Source organism: Flectobacillus sp. BAB-3569, from assembly GCF_002270355.1.
GTDB classification, from domain to species: domain Bacteria; phylum Bacteroidota; class Bacteroidia; order Cytophagales; family Spirosomataceae; genus Flectobacillus; species Flectobacillus roseus.
In genome coordinates this window covers 1-16,125 of record NZ_NJFZ01000044.1, presented here as the reverse complement: position 1 = coordinate 16,125, position 16,125 = coordinate 1, and the positions used below count along the sequence as shown (strand labels likewise).

The following is a 16,125-nucleotide window of genomic DNA, read 5'->3' as shown; positions in this document are numbered from 1 at the left end:
TATATCTGTGAGTAGCTTACGAAGGACATCCAGCAATTGGGGATTTTTGATTTCGGAAATAGAAGCTTCTATTTCCGAAATCAAAAATCCGATATCCCAAATCGATAGCCTTTCCCACTTAAGCGTACTTGTGAGAATTATTGGTAAACAACTCCTTCCGAGCACGGGTAACACCTGTGTACAAAAATCTTAGGTCAGGATTAGGTGGCATCCAAGTATTAAAAAACACCGTATTCCACTCGCTACCTTGCGCTTTATGACAAGTCATCGCATGCGCATAACCCAGCTGCATCGCAGACAAATATTCGTCATCACGACTATCCTTAGATTGTCGGTAAATAGGGTTATACTTCTTCGCCGATGCAAACAAAGCCTTTCGTTTATCGATGGTAATACTTTTGGGATCTTGAAGATAGTCCAGAGAAATAGTCACGTCCACTATCTCGGCCTCTTGGCCATGGCTAAATCTTTTCAAACCCACACGCATAAACTCCATTTCAGCAACTTTATTAATTTTGCCTACATGCTCCACCTGCAAAATCTCACCACTTGGTATATACGTATTGTGATAGCCATAAAAATTACGGCTTGGTACCACCATATCACCAGGCGCAATAGTTCCAGTCAATCCTAGTTTTTGGCGAATCAAATGATTACACTTGAGGGCGTAGTCGTTTGACAAACTAAGAATCACGGCTGCTCTAGGATTAGTTTCATCAAAACACGCCAAATACAAGTCAATCATATTTTCCATACGATACATTGATTTACCGATATTCTCCGAAAACCTCCCTCCAGTACGAATACTATTACGAATTTCAGAGGCAACTTCTAATATATAAGAACCCTCGGCCTGACGCATCACCTTCGACAGAGATACCTCCGAACAGCATAAGTCAAACTCTCTTCTCAGAAAATCCATATCCAAAGCAGGAGCAGTGTCATACTTACCATATTTGACAGGAGGTAATTGAAACTCATCTCCCACAAAAATGATTTTGCTATCCGAATGTCCACTACGAACAAATTCAATCAGGTCCGAGAGCATAGGTGTGTCGGTCTCAAAATCGGCAGAACTATCTACCCTGTTGCTAATCATCGAGCTCTCATCAATGATATAAATCACCTCGCCTTCCACTTGATTTACCTTGCGAAGCAGTTTCACACAAGCACGCTCTTCATCCGTTTCTGGTTTGTAAATACCCGAATGAATGGTACCAGCCTGATAATCTGTTTTTTCAGATAAGTTCATAGCCGCACAGCCTGTTGGAGCCCAAAGCTCTACTTGCTTTTTCTGGTCTTTCAAAAAATTCACGACAGCCTTTAAAATAGACGTCTTGCCTGTACCCGCTGCACCTTTCAGTATCAAGGCCTTATCGGTGCTTTTCAAAAATAAACCAACCGTTTCCAAGGCAAAAGATTGCTCTGTAGTTGGAGAAAAAGGAAGGAAGTGTGAAATTGTGTTATTGAAGGTCGTAAAAGTTTAAATCCTGTGGGACTATTCCCGATTTGATGGTACAAACTTAGTATCGTCAACATAGTTAAATCTCCCGTTGACAAATACAAATTTTATTTTTTGTAAAAAAAATTATGAGTGAAAAGAAAAAATCAACTTCCTACGAAAAGCTCAAACGAGTCATTTATTTACACCAAAAACTACGCAATACCAATGAAAGGTCTGGTCTTAGTAGCAAACAGCTGCTTGAGTATTTATATGGCATTGATGAGATTAGCATAGACGAAAAAACCTTAAGAGATGATTTGAAATTTCTCAGAGATCAACTCAATGCTCCATTGCCCAAACGTGCCAATAAACACAAAGGGTATTACTACGAAACCAAAGACACCTACTCACTCTTAGAAGAGTTGGATGGTAAGGCAACGAGTGAAATCATCGAAATAGTTGCCGTAGTTCGCCGTTACTTTAATAATCACCCAAACGAGTTTGCAGGTATCGAAGATGTTTTGCTCAAATTAGAACAACGTTCCTCGATCATTAGCAACGAATCAGATGAATATATTGCTTTTGAGGAAGTTGACTTACAAGGGCGTGAACACCTATTACCTTTACTACAACATATCAGAAATGGCAATTATCTGACGATGGAATACAAACCTTATCATGAATCTCTCAAAAACTTAGTGGTATATCCACTCATGCTCAAAGAATACAACAACCGTTGGTATCTGATTGCATGGGAAGAGGCCGCTGATTATCTCTCTAAAATCGCCTTAGACAGAATCAAGTCTTTCAAAATTACCAGTCATCAATTTTTACTTCCTCCCAATCCTAATATCAAGCAACATTTCGATCAAGTGGTAGGAGTTACCGTTTTTGAAGAAAAAACGATTGAAACCGTAGTCTTACGTTCGCACAGCAGAGTCAGAGCACAGTATCTTATTACCAAACCTTTACACAAAAGCCAAAAGCATATTGAAATTTCTGGCAATCAATACGAGTTTAGGTTACAAGTAATAGTCAATCCAGAACTCACTACCAAAATACTCGAATACGGCGCTGACCTAGAAGTCATTGAACCCTTGCATCTCCGAAAAACGATTAGGGATATTGCCTCAAAAATGCTTAGTCGATACCAAGAGGGTTGAATGATGAGTTGGGAGTGATTAGTTTTGAGTGTAAAAAATAAGCGTAAAATATTGATTCATAGAATTTTACATTCACAACTCACAATTCATCACTCAAAACTCACCACGTCAGAGATATATCCAAAATATCAATCCGCACCAAACCTGCTGGAGCCTCAAAAGTAGTAGAAACTCCCTTCTCTTGATTGATAAGGGCAGCACCCAAAGGCGTGTCATAAGCCAATCGCTTTTGAGCAATATTCGTTTCGCCACTTCCTACAATCTCCAAAACCATTTCTCGCACCTGTGTCCCATGATATTGAGAAATACGAACAATTGACCCAATTTGTACACGATCCGAACTACGTTGCTTAGAAGCAATCACCACGGATTGAGCTAATTTTTGACGCATCAAAACAATCTCTTTGCTCAAACGCTCCTCTATTTGTCCAATCTGAATCCACCCAGGATTGTCATGCCAGCCGTCGCCAGAGGCATGATAAGCCACAGCTTTTTCTTCCTGAATTTCCTTTAGTTCTTTTTCAAGAGAAATAAGGCGTTCTTCCAAAGTTGCTTTACCTTGAAGGGTGATATAGGTCTTTTGTGTCATTGTCGTCATGATGGTATCGGTTAAGTTGATTTACAAAACATAAAATTTTGAACTGAAGAAAAATCGAGACGGGCAAAGCCCACCTCAATTACTACTATGCTGTCAGACCATAGGAAAGTGTCTCGATTCGATGGTGTAGATGATCGAGAGACATTCCCCTCGTAGGTGTTTCGGTATGAACAAACTCCTTTTCGGCGAACAAATCACAATGATAAGTACGTCGCTTACCCGTCAGCATCAGCGTAGAAGTACGTTGCTTAAACGTATGCTCACTATTGATACGGTGAATCACAGTCGCAGGCAGAAAATAAGCTCGCCCACCAGACAAGGTAAGATTGGCAGAGCGGCGTAAACGCTGACTTGGATTCAATAACTCCGTATGATACGCCCCTCCCTGCACTGGACTATATTGATAGTGCATTAGCAACTCCTCGCCACTCAAATCATCCAACTCATAGAACGTATTTTCCAAACAACCCTCTATGATATACGAAGCAAAATCCCAAGCGTGATTATGGCGATTTTCTTGCGGAATCAAACTAGAAGCCTCATAGACATGCAAACGCAATTTGAAGTCAGGGTGATTAATCAACACCCATTTTTCAAAACCATTGTCATGATGGTATGAAGCATTCACGGTACGAAGTGCAGAAGTTTCGTCCATCATAAACAAACCAAACAATTGTCCACGCAACTCAGGACTACCCAAACACGCAATAATTTGACTAATCATCGAACCATTGACATCGCGCATTAACAAATCCGCCATGCAATTTTCGAGTGCCAACAGACTACCCGTACTCAATGCCTGACGGAGACATAAGCCTACTTCATTCGAAGCATTAGGCTCAAACAACAAAACCGTATCATTCCTAAAAGAATGGGCATCGCTTGGCAAACCGTAATGAATAGATGCTGCTTTAGCAGCGAAAGAAGGCGTGTGAATTGGAGTATTGAAGGTCGTATAAAAGTTTAAGGTTTTCGACTTGTTTCGAATGCAAAGTTGGTGTATACTAGTGCAGTCTATTTACACTATATCTTAAGAAAGTGTATCTTTAAGAATAGTTTTTAACATTACTAATTTTATGATATGAAAATAAACCAAAAACAGTTTGAGAGGTACAAAGTGCTTCATAAACACCTTTCTAAGAGTCAAGGAAAAACCCATAAGGAGCTAGCCAAATGTTGCATGGATGAGCTAGCTCTCCCTACATGTCCATCCAGACGCACTATTATGCTTGATCTAGCTTTCTTCCGGAGTCATGAAGCAGAAATCTCATGTATTAATGGATATTATAAATTTGCAAAACCATTTTCTCTTTATGGTCTTCTAGACCCTGACGAACTAAAACTTGCCAATGAGATAAAAGCGCTATTTTCTCAATATGCCCAATTACCACAAATATCGGGCTTAGAAGATATTCACTTACAAATTGAAGAACGTATAAATATTGATTCAACTAGCAAACCTGAAGTAATTGTTAGTTTTGAGCAAAATAATATCTATACAGGTCAAAAGCACCTTATAGCATTATATAACGCTATCAAAGCTAAAAAAACACTCAAAATCCACTTTCAAGATTTTTCTAAATCACAAAAAGCATACAGTATTAGTCCTTATATGCTCAAAGAATATCATAACCGTTGGCATGTGTATGGTTATGAACATAAAAAGGGGAAAATCTACAACTTGGCGCTCGATAGAATTTTAGCGATAGATGAGGCTTCTATTTTTAAATACAGAGAGCAAAAAGCTGGAGACTTAGCTTTTCTCAATGACATTATTGGATTTACCTATCTCTATGATGCTGAAACAGAGACTTATGCAGCATTAGAAAGTGTCAAAATCAAAGTGGATCTTCCTAGAGCCAACTACATCAGGACCAAGCCATTACATCATAGTCAACAAGAATTATCCAAAGAAACTAACGAAACACACGTAGTATTCACCTACCAACTACGATTTAATAACGAGCTTTTTGCGAAGCTTCTCGAATTTGGAAAGGATCTTGAAATTGTCGAACCTCGCCATTTACGAGATAAAATGATAGTACATATTCAGGAAATGGCTAAGAAGTACGGGATTTAGTCGCTTTCCCCTATCAGAGAAATCATTATTACTCATTCTGCTGAAATGATTTCTCTGATTCGATTAATCGTTTTTCTCGCTCTAATTCCATGCGTAATTCTTCCTCTGTCGGTAAGTATAATTGATACTTTGAAGCAAAAAGTTGCTGACTACCTTCCAAGACAGAGTATTTAACAATCGTTTCATTTTTCTCAGTACAAAGAATAATCCCAATTGTTGGATTATCGCCTTCAGTTTTAAAGTGCTCCTCCCAATAACGAACATAAAAATCAATTTGCCCAATATCTTGGTAGGATAATTTTCCAACTTTAAGGTCAATCAACACAAAACATTTGAGCAAATAATTATAGAAAACCAAGTCAACATAAAAATGTTCGTTATCAGCAGTAAAGCGTTTTTGACGAGCCACAAATGAGAAGCCCTTACCCAATTCCAATAAAAAGTCCTGCAATTTATCAATCAAAGCCGTTTCTAAAGCTTGTTCACTAAAGGCATGATTGCTTTTAAGATTCAGAAACTCCAAAACAAATGGGTCTTTGATAATATCCTGAGCCGAAAGCTTTTCGCTCTTTTGAGCCTCTACCAAAAGGCTTTTTTTATCCTGACTTGCTAATAACCTCTCATAATACAAGCTATTAATTTGTCGTTCCAAGATTCTGGTACTCCATTGATTATCAATAGCCTCCTGCAAATAATACTGACGGGCTTTTTCATTTTGTACCTTTAGTAGCAAACGATAATGTGTCCAAGATAATTCGCCACGCAGTGCGTGACGAATTGGAAAAGCAAGATAAAACTGACGAATATACTTTAAATTGGTAAGATTAAATCCTTTTCCAAACTCATCAGATAGTTCCTGAGACAAACGCTGTAAAAGGTTATCACCATATTTGGCTCTTTCATTTCCTTGCTGCTCCTCTTCCACGATTTTCTGACCAATATGCCAATAGGCATCAATCATCGAAAGATTAACAGCCGAATAAGCCCTTTGTTGAGTATTACGAAGTATTTCGGCAATTGAATGATAAAGCGTAGTCATGGTTTTTATGGAATTTATTGGCAAAGATAAGGAATTGTAGATAGGTAAAAGAAGTTAAAATTTTCTTAAAACCAATTAATAACTAAATAGGTAGTTAATTTCATGTATATTTAGGAATCAGATTCCTAAATATACATGAAATACTAAGCATTAAGAAGATTGGATATTGCCAATTTTACATCATCGTAAATATCAAAATCATGTAAAAATTGAAACCATTTTAGCGTTTTTCTGATCTATATTTACCAAGTTACCCCAATGTAAATTTTAGATATTTTTTCAAACCTAGAAATCAAATAAGCTTCAATATTTGTCCATTAATCAGTAAAAAAGGATTATTTTGATATTTAACACCAAGAACGTTCTCTATTTTTCAAAAAAAGTATTTATTGAATATCCTCTATTTAATAAAGCAGACTCTATTAAGTTCCTTGAAACAGGCTCAAAGTCATGTGCTCCTATAGATTTATTTCTTAATTCTGAAAGTCCTCTTAAACTTTTTAAAAATAAAAATTCAGGGTGTTTATAAAACTCAAGTATGGATAAAGATGTAGGTATATTAAGTACCTCAAAATTTAAAGGTTTTTTATCATGCTTGGAAGTCATTAAATGATTTTTCAATTTTGTGTTTTTTCCCATCAATTCATGTATATCTTTAACCCAAGTATTATATTTAATTTCAAAGTCTAAATACTTAGATAATTCATACTGAACCATAAATTCATGTATTCTAAAAAATCTTAAAAGAAAGTCTACATAAGATTCCTGATCAAATTTAATTCTAGCGTTAATATATAACTCTCGAATGAGGTAAAGGTCTTTATTTACATTATCTGATGTTAGTAAATTAAGTTGTGTAATATTTTCCATAGAGAATTTCCTGTGTTGTGTGCTAAGTTCATTTAAAAGCCTCTTAGCTTCAGAGAAATTAAAGTGTAATCTACATTCGGCATATTTTGCTATGGCTTTTGCTTCATTTTTTACTGATAGATACTTAATTGCAGCATAATCATAATGACGAAGTAATGCACTTGCTTTCTGATGTTCACTCTCCGCTAAAATTGATTTGGCAAAATCTAGTTCAAACGAAAATTTTGTTCTTTCATCAACTGTAAAGTGTCTAAGCTTAATATTTGATGCTTTAATAATATTAAGCATCAATCCTGTGTTGATAGCATCGATCCCCCCTTGATTCAATAAAAAAACAGAGTTAATACTATTATTATTTTGTTCTATTTCTTTAATTAAATCACTTTCACTAAAGAATCTATACATCTCATCTAAAAAAGTCACATTCTCGGTTATGAGAACTTCATTCATAGATATATGTACTCCTTGAGGTAACTTATTTCGTAGTATTCTTGCAATAATTTTTCCAAAGAATACAGAATCGTTATTCCGATATTTAGATTCAACATCATGAGGTTGATCTGTGGATATAATAAATACCTTGTTAATAACAATATTATAATCTACTAAATATTGGATTAATGGTGCTATTATAGGTGTATGGATTATGTTTTGAAATTTAGAAAAATTTCGTTCTATTAATTCCCCTAATGGGCGAGCCATAAATTGACTATTGTAAGGATTCTTTAATGCTAATATTTCATCCTCGTTTAATGATTTTTGTAAATCCTTATCATTTACTTGAATGTCTCTCGTTCCAACTGTCAACACCAAATAATTTTCCATAATTACTGTTTGGGTTTTAAATGTCTAACTCTTTGAATTTTACCTTTTTCAATAACCATTGCAACTCTACAAACATATCCTTTAGGCTGTGGAGCAGATTCTGTCATTTCAATTTTTTTATCTTCATACCCTTTTACGTAGATTTTTACTTTGTTTGGTTTTCCACTTTCTATTACTTCTGCATCAACCTCTAAGTTTTTGGTGATTGCACCCTCATACATTTTAGGTTTCTTAGCCTCTTCTTTTTCTATTCTTTCTCTTTCCAAACGTTCGGCTTCTGCTTTTGCTTCTTCAATGGCTCTTTGTTGAACGAATTCCTTTTCAATAGCTTCTTGTTGCTGGCGTTTCAAAATAGTTTCTTCATCTAACAACGTTAGTTTGATAAAGCCCATAGGTTGAAATATCCATCCGCCCTTAGTATCTTTTTCAAATGCTAATTTTCTGGATTTATATTTTTGTTTTCCAACATCACCTTTTTTACACAACTTATTTCTTGAATCCTCTTCCGTCCAAACACCAATTACTTCATAATAATCATCATACTGCCAGTCGCCCGTAATACTATGAAAGCCAGAACCAGCCGATAACCTCAAAATACATTCTTTAGAACTGTTTTGCAGTCTTTCAACTTTGTTTTTCAGGTCATTTAACTTAGATAAAACCCTTCCTGTATTATCATCAATTTGATAATTCTCGAAAAAAGCAATCTCCTTTTTCAACATACTTAATGTATGTGTATTGATAATTTGGCAAAGTTGTTCCGTTGGGTTTTTAGTAAGCCACGCTGCTGTATGTGTTGGAGGTAATTTAATCTTATTATTTTTCAAAGCTTCCGCATACAACTGCTCAATGATACCTTTTTTAAACGAAAGCATTAGATTTCCTCTACTGAAAGTTTTTAAAGACTCATAAATGGTGGTAAACCCTGTTTCTTTAAAAGTTGAATCAGTTTTATCTTTTCCATGTTTCCAACCACCAGCCCAATTTTTCCCATCATTTTTTTGAAGGTTAAATATTTTTGTATTAGTCAAAAAAGTGTCTGTAAAATGAATGTCCGTGAATTGGAAAAATCGCATAACGGAGTTTTCAAAATTTCCTAAGACTTGCTCTGAAACTTTACCGTTTTTTTGAAATACTTGTGTGCTATTTCTATAAAAATAATTTAGCAGAATAGAACTAATCGCTCCTTTGATTGAACTACCTGGAATATAAGGTTTTCCATCAAATCCATTAAAAATATGGCGTTTGATGTCTAAACTATTCATATTAGCATCAAAGCTTTTCCAAGATGCTTCTTGGACTTTCTTAGCATCTAAGCTCTTTTCAAGCGTTTGAGTTGTATCTGCACGAGATAGAATAATGGCTAATTGAGAGCTATCAATAAACTTAGATAGTTCTTTAAAATCTAAAATCCAAGTTTTATCGTCTTTGATAATAAAATCTAAGCCATTTTGCCAATGGTTTTCACTTGCACCTCCAATATGTGTAGGTGTAAGGATTTCTACTTCAAACGTTTGAGAAACGATGCTATCTTTTACCTTTATCATATCAAAACAGGGATAAAAAGTGATTTACCAACTCGCCATATAGGATTATCAATCTTTGTAGGTAATAGTTCATTTGAAGGTTTTAAATTCACTGTTTTACCCATTGAAAAAATAGTAGTACTTGTTCGGCTAAATACAGAACCTTCTTGAAACATATAAATTGAACGTTTACGATAAGTATTGTGAGGTTCAGAAATCCAGCCACCACGTTTGGTGATTTCGTAACGTACTTTTTCATCATTCAGTAATGAAACTAAAGCCTCTTTACTTTCGGGACAAAAAAGTGATAGGTTCATGGCAAACTGACTGCTATTAGGAATATCTAACGTAATTTTACCAAAGGATAGATTAAAACAACCATTACCAATACCTCGGTCAGTGCCTAAACCATTGTCTGCTAATAACGCCAAGGCTGCCTTTACTCGATTTCTTGTTTGTTCATTTTCAAAATTACATAAGCAGTACATTCCTGAACCTTTCTCAAAAAACAGCTTCTCAGCATAAAATGGCTTTGTATCTTCCGATTCATTTCTTGGTCTTATGATACGAGGTTGAACTTCCGAACTGATAAAGTTAGGATTGATATTGATGTTTTTTGCTACTTGGTAATTGCCTTTTATTGCATCTACACCCGTATCAATAGCTTGTTTGTTGATGTATTTTTCAAAATGAAAAGTATCAACATACTTTATCTTTTTGAATTTTTTTGCATCTTCCGTTGCCATTTCCGTTGAGCTATTTCTGGGAGCTTGAAAAAACGGTTTAGTAAAAAAGTGAACTTTCTGTTTGGTTGTTTTATCAATAGTATAAGGAAACAAGCTACTGAGCGTAAAGCTTACTTCTTTGGTTATCCATTCTTCCTTACCTAAAAATGCCCACGATTGCATAATGGCAGCATAAAGCGTATCGGAATGAATCGTTCGCTCACTCACTCCATAATCAGCACGAGCATTGCTGATATGGAGTGGGGTCGTAAACTCAAAATATATAACATCAAGGCTTTTTTTCATTACGCTAAACCGTTTAGGTAAGTATCTACTGTTTTCCGATTAGGAGAATCTATGTCTGTTTCAATTTTCACCTGACCATAACCACGTGTACCACTTCCTCCTAAATAATCATCCTCTAATAATTCGATACCAGATTTTAATAGAGCAATGAATTTATTAGCATCGGCATCGTCCATTACGTTAATAACAAATTCAATGTTAAATACAGCCCCAGCAGGCACACGTTCAATTTGGCGAGGATGTTCTGCTGTTCCTGTAAGACGATTAATTACATTTTCAAATTTTACTTCCGTATAAGGCATATCAGTAAACTCCGAGTCATAAAAAGCTTTACTGCTTTTTTCAGTCATTGAAGCATCTCTAACAAGTAAACGAGAAGGTTTTCCATTGTTTCCCGCAGAGCCAAAAAGCGTAGCTAATAATTTTCCATTATCAGTGGAATAATTATCATAATCAAAAGAAGTCTCTCCTTTTGAGTTAATACCTTCTCCCATAGCTACTTCTAAAAGGCTTCGGATTTTCCCTTTTAGTGAACTACCCGGAATATAAGGTTGATTATTATCCTTTCTTCGAACTACGGGACTATCAACGCCACCGATTTCTACATTTTCTTTGCTATCGCCAATGTGTAAGCCAGACAATAAGGTTAAAGTACCTTTTATGATGATTTTTTCTACGAGTTTCATTTTATTAAAATTAAGTTGGGTTTTAAAGGATTATTCTTGACCTCCATAATATTTATGATAAGCAACGATGGCTTCTACAATTCTCACAAACGAATCAAACTTTGCTTTATCGTTATCTATTTTTTTTATGAGGGGACTTAAAGATTTATACAATTTATCAAGCCCGGGTTGACTTTCCTTTTTTGCTTTTCCTTTTGCGTAAGCTAAACGAGGTTCAAGCATAATAATCTCACCACTTCGGTTACCAAAGTCTGCTTGAATTTGTCTCATCGAGCCAAAAAATTTTCTAATCTGAGTAGTTTTAATCTCTTTTAAATCCTTACCTAAGTCTTCTAATGCACTAAGGTCTTTTATGCCATTGGATAGCATATCTTCTAAAGTTTGTTTCATATTAATTGCTTCTTTAAATCAAAATATTTATGTAATATTTACTTCATTTATTTATCTCTTAAAATCAATTCAGCCCAACGAGAGGCTACCACAAATACATCAAATCGAATTGGTTTACCTCCAAATTGATTGCATAGCAAGGCTATTTCAATCATTTTTAAAGCATCATTTTTTTTCTTATTGTCTTTTACTTCATAGCGTTTCAAAGAATAAGCCGTATTCCATTTCCAAGATAGATTGGGATTTTCGTTTTTGTCTTTTCTTTTAGAAATTGCATACCATGTAAATACTTTTTGTAGTAAACCACGAGAAAGAATTGGATTTTCTCCCTCTAAGTGTTCGAGCCAAAAGTCTTTAATATCTTTGATTATTTTAAATTCTTCCCAACCCACAGCAATACCAAAAAGACACAAGGCATCTTTTTCTCTTTTATCAAGTCGTTTAAAGTCTTTTGCTAAATGTTCGGCTTCACCAGCTAAATCTGCTCCTTTGGCAATAGGAAATTTTGGTGTAACAATGCTAATACCAGCCGAAACCGTTATATCTTCTCGTCCAGTAAATAGCTTAAATTCGCTTTGTATTTCTTCGGCAAAAGCAATGGTTTTATCCCAACGTCCTACAGCAAAAACATCATCTCCACCCGAATAAATAATATTTACCCAATCTTTGTAATCTTCTTTTGAACGAATCGTATTTAAGTAACCACTAAAAAACCAGTCTAATTGTCCCGACAATGTAGCATAAGCAGAAAAAGAAGCAGTTTCTTTATTAAATCCTTTGATGAAAATTTGCCCTAAGCCGTCAACATCCATGCGTAAAATTGCCAGCCTGTTGAAAGAACCAGTACATTCGCTTTTCACAATGGGAGAATTATCATTTTCATTGTCTTCTCTATCTATTCCAGCCAATTGCTCAAAGTTTTTTGCTTTCCCCTTTTTATCAAAAGCAACTTCGTTACCACCATAAAAACGGTAAGAGTATGCGATATTTTTTGTACTTGTACTTTGTGGTTTGATAAAGTTTATCTCAATTTTTACCGTCAAGCATACTTCTGTATTTTCAGTTTGTACTAAATCTTTGTTTGTCAATAACCAATAGTTTCGACCAACTAAAGACCCATAACTGTTAACCTTTAAGTTTGGCTGACGATGGTTTGAAAATATGATATAGTCATTTTTTGCTAAGGCTTGTCCGATTTCCTTTTGTTCTTGTACTTGAGGGGAAATTTTTACATCTTCATCTATTTCTGTGACTTTTTCCGTTTCTTCACCAGTTACTGAACAAATAGCACTTTGTCCTCCTTGACCAAAACCTTCATCATTAAATAGATTGTCGAAATCATCAAGTAATAGATTTTTAAACTTCTGGTATTTTTTTTCAGCCGTTTTTTCACTTACTTTTTTCCATAAGTCTCCTAAAGTTTTGTGTTCATTTTCGATAATGACAGATTTTTTTTCAAGTCAAAAGCAAAAGCTTCAAAGCCTATGCACACATAAATATTGCCTTTGTACTTCTCCCAAAGTTCTTTTTTAATTTTCTCTTCTATTTCAGTGAGTGCCTTCTTTACTTCGGTCGTATTTGGAAGTAACATAAAAAACTTTCCCCCACTACTATAAATAATATGACTTAGGGTAGTTTTGGTAATACGAATCACTTCGCTTGCAATTTCGTCTAACATTAATTGAAGTGAGAAGGAACGACCTTTTAAGCTTTTGGAAGCATATTTAGATGAAATGTCATAAATAAACTTTTGAATACCAGAAGTATCTACGCATAAGAGTAATAAAGGTGAATGCCCTTTTTGAAGTATAAGTTTTTTATCATAATTGAAAGCCGTAGTGTATTCAGAATGATAGTCGTATAAACATTGAGCTATTGCAGCCGTTATTTTTAAATGGTCAAATAAGCTATTATCAGCAAAGTCAATCGTCGATGCAGGAATACACCAACAATACTTTTTAAGCAAGTAATGTAAAGAAGTGTTGAATACACCAAGCGAATCTATAGGTAAAGTCTTAAACTCATTATTGAACTCATGCCATAGCTCTGCGTATTCGGCTTGAGAAACGCCTGTTTGATATTTTTCTGCTGTTGGAAAAATTCTGTTTAATGATAATTTACGTAAACTAAAAGCCGTTTTACTGGCTTTGTTTTCTTTATTATTAACCAATAAATTTCCAAAAATGCTGATTAAAGGTTCTTCTTTAAATTTAAGTTTCCCTCTTTTTACTTTGTCTTCTTCTTGATATTCGGAGGTTGTTCTATCAATTCCACTTGCCCACCAATCCGCTAATTGAATAAAAGCCTGTAATTTTGATGTAGGCTTGTGGTGATAAATAGACACATTTACTAAATTGTCTGAACTACTTCTATCATACACGCCTAATTTTTCAAATAAAGCTAAGTTTTCCTCAAAAAATAGTTGAGTCCAAATAACGTGTTGATACTTAAAATAACCTTCTTGGGAAGTAGGACAAATATTATCAGCATTCTTAACAACAAAAGGATATTTTGCCAAATGAGTGGAGTTGTAATATGATACATCCGCCCTCTGGTAAAACTTACCTATGTCATGTAATAAAGCTGCCAAATAAATTTGTTGTCGCTTAAGCTCATTCATATATTTTGTATTTATGTTCTTAGAATCTCATGTCAACTATTTCTCCTTATTTCCTCTCCCGAGTCACCGTTCCAAAGCCCAAACTAATTCCTTTCCCAATACCTAAATGGTCTGGTAAGAAGACGTTTGTTTTGAAATTGATGTCGAAGGCTAAGAGGCGTTGTTCTTTGTAAGGGACAGTTCGAGTGCTCACTATACTGTCTATACGCACTTTGACTTCTTTGTCGATAAACCATTTGATTCCTTTGGCAAAAGAGAGGATATTGCCGACCAAAACTTTTTCTAAAAAGGTAATCCGATCAATGTCATTGCTGAGTTGATTATACTTTTTGTGATTCTCTTGGTTGATGGCTAACCAGTTTTTGAGTCTATAATCAAAGGTGTTTTCCCAAACTTGCATCTGATATTGTTGCATCGAGATGCTTTTTACGGCTAATGAAACCTCTCGATCAGAGATGGTAACTTTACTACGGTTTTTCTCGAAGAAATGATGAACCTCATCAACGCCATAGTCGACACAGATAAGTGAAGGAGAACCTCCAATCATTTTGTATTGGATAACGGGATAGCCATACAAATAACCATCGCCGAGATGATTATGAAAATGGATGTTCTCGCGACCAGCACATTTGATAACAGCTCCACGGAAGGCAGGTAATTCGAACGGTTTAATAGAGGCTTCGAATTGTATTTTTAGGTATCGAATTTTCAAACTCATATTTGGATAGGTTGTGATTGGGAGGTGAGTTAATAATGCAAGTGCATCTCGCAATGTTTAAGATTTATTTGTGATTCACAAGTATTGAATCAGGATTTTTAAAAAATCTTATTAAACGGTCATTGACAAATTTCATTCCATTCCTTCCTTCAAGATTTTTTCTTAACCTTCATCAATTTTCACAAAGGAACAAAAGGTTAGTGTAAAATAATTACACTGCAATAAAATACAGCAATATGTACCTTTTACTTAATATGAGATTTAAAAATAAACTTTAATAAACGGTACAAGTATAATTTATATTAATAATTGAAGTGACTTTACATTGTGATGGGTGGGTAGCTTGTACCAGAAATGGAGGGTTTAATTCTTATTCTAATGGAGGTTACTCAGGAAAAACTCTACGACCAAGAAGAGGCATTGTTTCAATCCTTATTCTAATGGAAGTTACTCTGGAAGATTATGGAACGCACCAGCTGATATTGCAGAAAAGTACCGTTTCAATCCTTATTCTATTGGAAGTTACTTTGGAAGATCTGCAATCGAAGCTGGTAAAACAACTCAAACTCGGTTTCAATCCTTATTCTACTGGAAGTTACTCTGGAGGATCAAGCAATTGTGGCTCAATTTCCTCACGAGCTGAGTTTCAATCCTTATTCTACTGGAAGTTACTCTGGAAGCATCAGCAGGATCAGGTTGTTCTTTCTTTTCTTTCTTCGTTTCAATCCTTATTCTACTGGAAGTTACTCTGGAAGTTAAAGAAGGTAACAACACCCTCTTTCATCATTTTAGTTTCAATCCTTATTCTACTGGAAGTTACTTTGGAAGAGAACTTACAGTTGGTTGTGGTAATGATGATTCAGTGTGTTTCAATCCTTATTCTACTGGAAGTTACTTTGGAAGTCTCGCAGGGTTCGTTCTTAACGTAACGTCAATCTCTGTTTCAATCCTTATTCTACTGGAAGTTACTTTGGAAGTCTAATTCATTATCTCTTTGCTTTAGGTTTTCTCCAGGTTTCAATCCTTATTCTACTGGAAGTTACTTTGGAAGCTATTATTTTTTTAGAAATATGGAAAATATTTGATGTTTCAATCCTTATTCTACTGGAAGTTACTTTGGAAGATCATTGCTTGC

At 35.1% G+C, this 16,125-nt stretch carries 14 protein-coding genes and 1 CRISPR repeat array; of the genes, 2 read left to right on the top strand and 12 right to left on the bottom strand.

What is annotated here, in order from left to right:
- Window positions 1-118: 118 nt before the first annotated feature.
- Window positions 119-1,459 (bottom strand): ATP-dependent RecD-like DNA helicase, encoded by a 1,341-nt coding sequence (locus BWI92_RS25870; RefSeq protein WP_255406907.1) that lies wholly within the window; start codon window positions 1,457-1,459, stop codon window positions 119-121.
- A 131-nt stretch (window positions 1,460-1,590) separates the two neighbouring features.
- Between BWI92_RS25870 and BWI92_RS25865 the strand changes: the two genes are divergently transcribed.
- A complete protein-coding gene (locus tag BWI92_RS25865) occupies window positions 1,591-2,607 on the top strand; it encodes a YafY family protein (protein WP_095168452.1) in 1,017 nt (338 codons plus the stop codon).
- A 100-nt stretch (window positions 2,608-2,707) separates the two neighbouring features.
- Here BWI92_RS25865 and BWI92_RS25860 read toward each other — a convergent pair whose 3' ends face one another.
- Window positions 2,708-3,205, bottom strand: coding sequence for a GreA/GreB family elongation factor (locus tag BWI92_RS25860; RefSeq protein ID WP_095168450.1), 498 nt, complete (start codon window positions 3,203-3,205; stop codon window positions 2,708-2,710).
- 85 nt (window positions 3,206-3,290) lie between these two features.
- A complete protein-coding gene (locus BWI92_RS25855) occupies window positions 3,291-4,094 on the bottom strand; it encodes a hypothetical protein (RefSeq protein WP_141234937.1) in 804 nt (267 codons plus the stop codon).
- Window positions 4,095-4,430: 336 nt separating this feature from the next.
- Here BWI92_RS25855 and BWI92_RS25850 point away from each other — a divergent pair, with 336 nt between their 5' ends.
- The gene (locus tag BWI92_RS25850; RefSeq protein ID WP_176464546.1) at window positions 4,431-5,285 is read left to right on the top strand and encodes a YafY family protein; all 855 of its coding nucleotides are present in this window, start codon (window positions 4,431-4,433) and stop codon (window positions 5,283-5,285) included.
- A gap of 28 nt (window positions 5,286-5,313) precedes the next feature.
- On the opposite strand, the gene BWI92_RS25845 is transcribed toward BWI92_RS25850, so the two are convergent.
- From BWI92_RS25845 to BWI92_RS25805, 9 genes are all read right to left on the bottom strand, one after another.
- Window positions 5,314-6,324: a YhcG family protein gene (locus tag BWI92_RS25845; RefSeq protein ID WP_176464545.1), complete on the bottom strand. Its 1,011-nt coding sequence runs from the start codon at window positions 6,322-6,324 to the stop codon at window positions 5,314-5,316.
- Between the two features lie 366 nt (window positions 6,325-6,690).
- Entirely contained in the window at window positions 6,691-8,019 is a 1,329-nt protein-coding gene (locus BWI92_RS25840) for a hypothetical protein (RefSeq protein ID WP_095168443.1), read from the bottom strand.
- A 2-nt stretch (window positions 8,020-8,021) separates the two neighbouring features.
- Window positions 8,022-9,566 (bottom strand): type III-A CRISPR-associated RAMP protein Csm5, encoded by a 1,545-nt coding sequence (gene csm5 / locus BWI92_RS25835; protein WP_095168440.1) that lies wholly within the window; start codon window positions 9,564-9,566, stop codon window positions 8,022-8,024.
- Entirely contained in the window at window positions 9,563-10,576 is a 1,014-nt protein-coding gene (csm4, locus tag BWI92_RS25830) for a type III-A CRISPR-associated RAMP protein Csm4 (protein WP_095168437.1), read from the bottom strand. Before csm4 ends, csm5 begins: the two co-directional genes overlap by 4 nt.
- A complete protein-coding gene (csm3, locus tag BWI92_RS25825) occupies window positions 10,576-11,262 on the bottom strand; it encodes a type III-A CRISPR-associated RAMP protein Csm3 (RefSeq protein WP_095168435.1) in 687 nt (228 codons plus the stop codon). The genes csm4 and csm3 overlap by 1 nt, the downstream gene beginning before the upstream one ends.
- A gap of 30 nt (window positions 11,263-11,292) precedes the next feature.
- Window positions 11,293-11,652, bottom strand: a complete 360-nt coding sequence (gene csm2, locus BWI92_RS25820) for a type III-A CRISPR-associated protein Csm2 (protein WP_095168432.1) — start codon at window positions 11,650-11,652, stop codon at window positions 11,293-11,295.
- Window positions 11,653-11,699: 47 nt separating this feature from the next.
- The gene (gene cas10, locus BWI92_RS28550; RefSeq protein ID WP_255406906.1) at window positions 11,700-13,091 is read right to left on the bottom strand and encodes a type III-A CRISPR-associated protein Cas10/Csm1; all 1,392 of its coding nucleotides are present in this window, start codon (window positions 13,089-13,091) and stop codon (window positions 11,700-11,702) included.
- Complete coding sequence (cas10, locus tag BWI92_RS28545) at window positions 13,067-14,272, bottom strand: type III-A CRISPR-associated protein Cas10/Csm1 (RefSeq protein WP_095168426.1); 1,206 nt, start codon at window positions 14,270-14,272, stop codon at window positions 13,067-13,069. Before cas10 (BWI92_RS28545) ends, cas10 (BWI92_RS28550) begins: the two co-directional genes overlap by 25 nt.
- A 46-nt stretch (window positions 14,273-14,318) precedes the next feature.
- Window positions 14,319-14,990 (bottom strand): CRISPR-associated endonuclease Cas6, encoded by a 672-nt coding sequence (locus tag BWI92_RS25805; RefSeq protein ID WP_095168424.1) that lies wholly within the window; start codon window positions 14,988-14,990, stop codon window positions 14,319-14,321.
- 422 nt (window positions 14,991-15,412) lie between these two features.
- Window positions 15,413-16,113: a CRISPR direct-repeat array (repeat unit 37 nt; unit sequence GTTTCAATCCTTATTCTACTGGAAGTTACTTTGGAAG).
- Between the last annotated feature and the right edge of the window lie 12 nt (window positions 16,114-16,125).

Excerpts from the sequence above, each read along its gene's own strand:
- BWI92_RS25865 (WP_095168452.1), top strand. The coding sequence starts at position 1,591 with ATGAGTGAAAAGAAAAAATCAACTTCCTACGAAAAGCTCAAACGAGTC.
- BWI92_RS25860 (WP_095168450.1), bottom strand. The coding sequence starts at position 3,205 with ATGACGACAATGACACAAAAGACCTATATCACCCTTCAAGGTAAAGCA.
- BWI92_RS25850 (WP_176464546.1), top strand. The coding sequence starts at position 4,431 with ATGCTTGATCTAGCTTTCTTCCGGAGTCATGAAGCAGAAATCTCATGT.
- BWI92_RS25845 (WP_176464545.1), bottom strand. The coding sequence starts at position 6,324 with ATGACTACGCTTTATCATTCAATTGCCGAAATACTTCGTAATACTCAA.
- BWI92_RS25840 (WP_095168443.1), bottom strand. The coding sequence starts at position 8,019 with ATGGAAAATTATTTGGTGTTGACAGTTGGAACGAGAGACATTCAAGTA.
- csm5 (WP_095168440.1), bottom strand. The coding sequence starts at position 9,566 with ATGATAAAGGTAAAAGATAGCATCGTTTCTCAAACGTTTGAAGTAGAA.
- csm4 (WP_095168437.1), bottom strand. The coding sequence starts at position 10,576 with ATGAAAAAAAGCCTTGATGTTATATATTTTGAGTTTACGACCCCACTC.
- csm3 (WP_095168435.1), bottom strand. The coding sequence starts at position 11,262 with ATGAAACTCGTAGAAAAAATCATCATAAAAGGTACTTTAACCTTATTG.
- csm2 (WP_095168432.1), bottom strand. The coding sequence starts at position 11,652 with ATGAAACAAACTTTAGAAGATATGCTATCCAATGGCATAAAAGACCTT.
- cas10 (WP_095168426.1), bottom strand. The coding sequence starts at position 14,272 with ATGAATGAGCTTAAGCGACAACAAATTTATTTGGCAGCTTTATTACAT.
- BWI92_RS25805 (WP_095168424.1), bottom strand. The coding sequence starts at position 14,990 with ATGAGTTTGAAAATTCGATACCTAAAAATACAATTCGAAGCCTCTATT.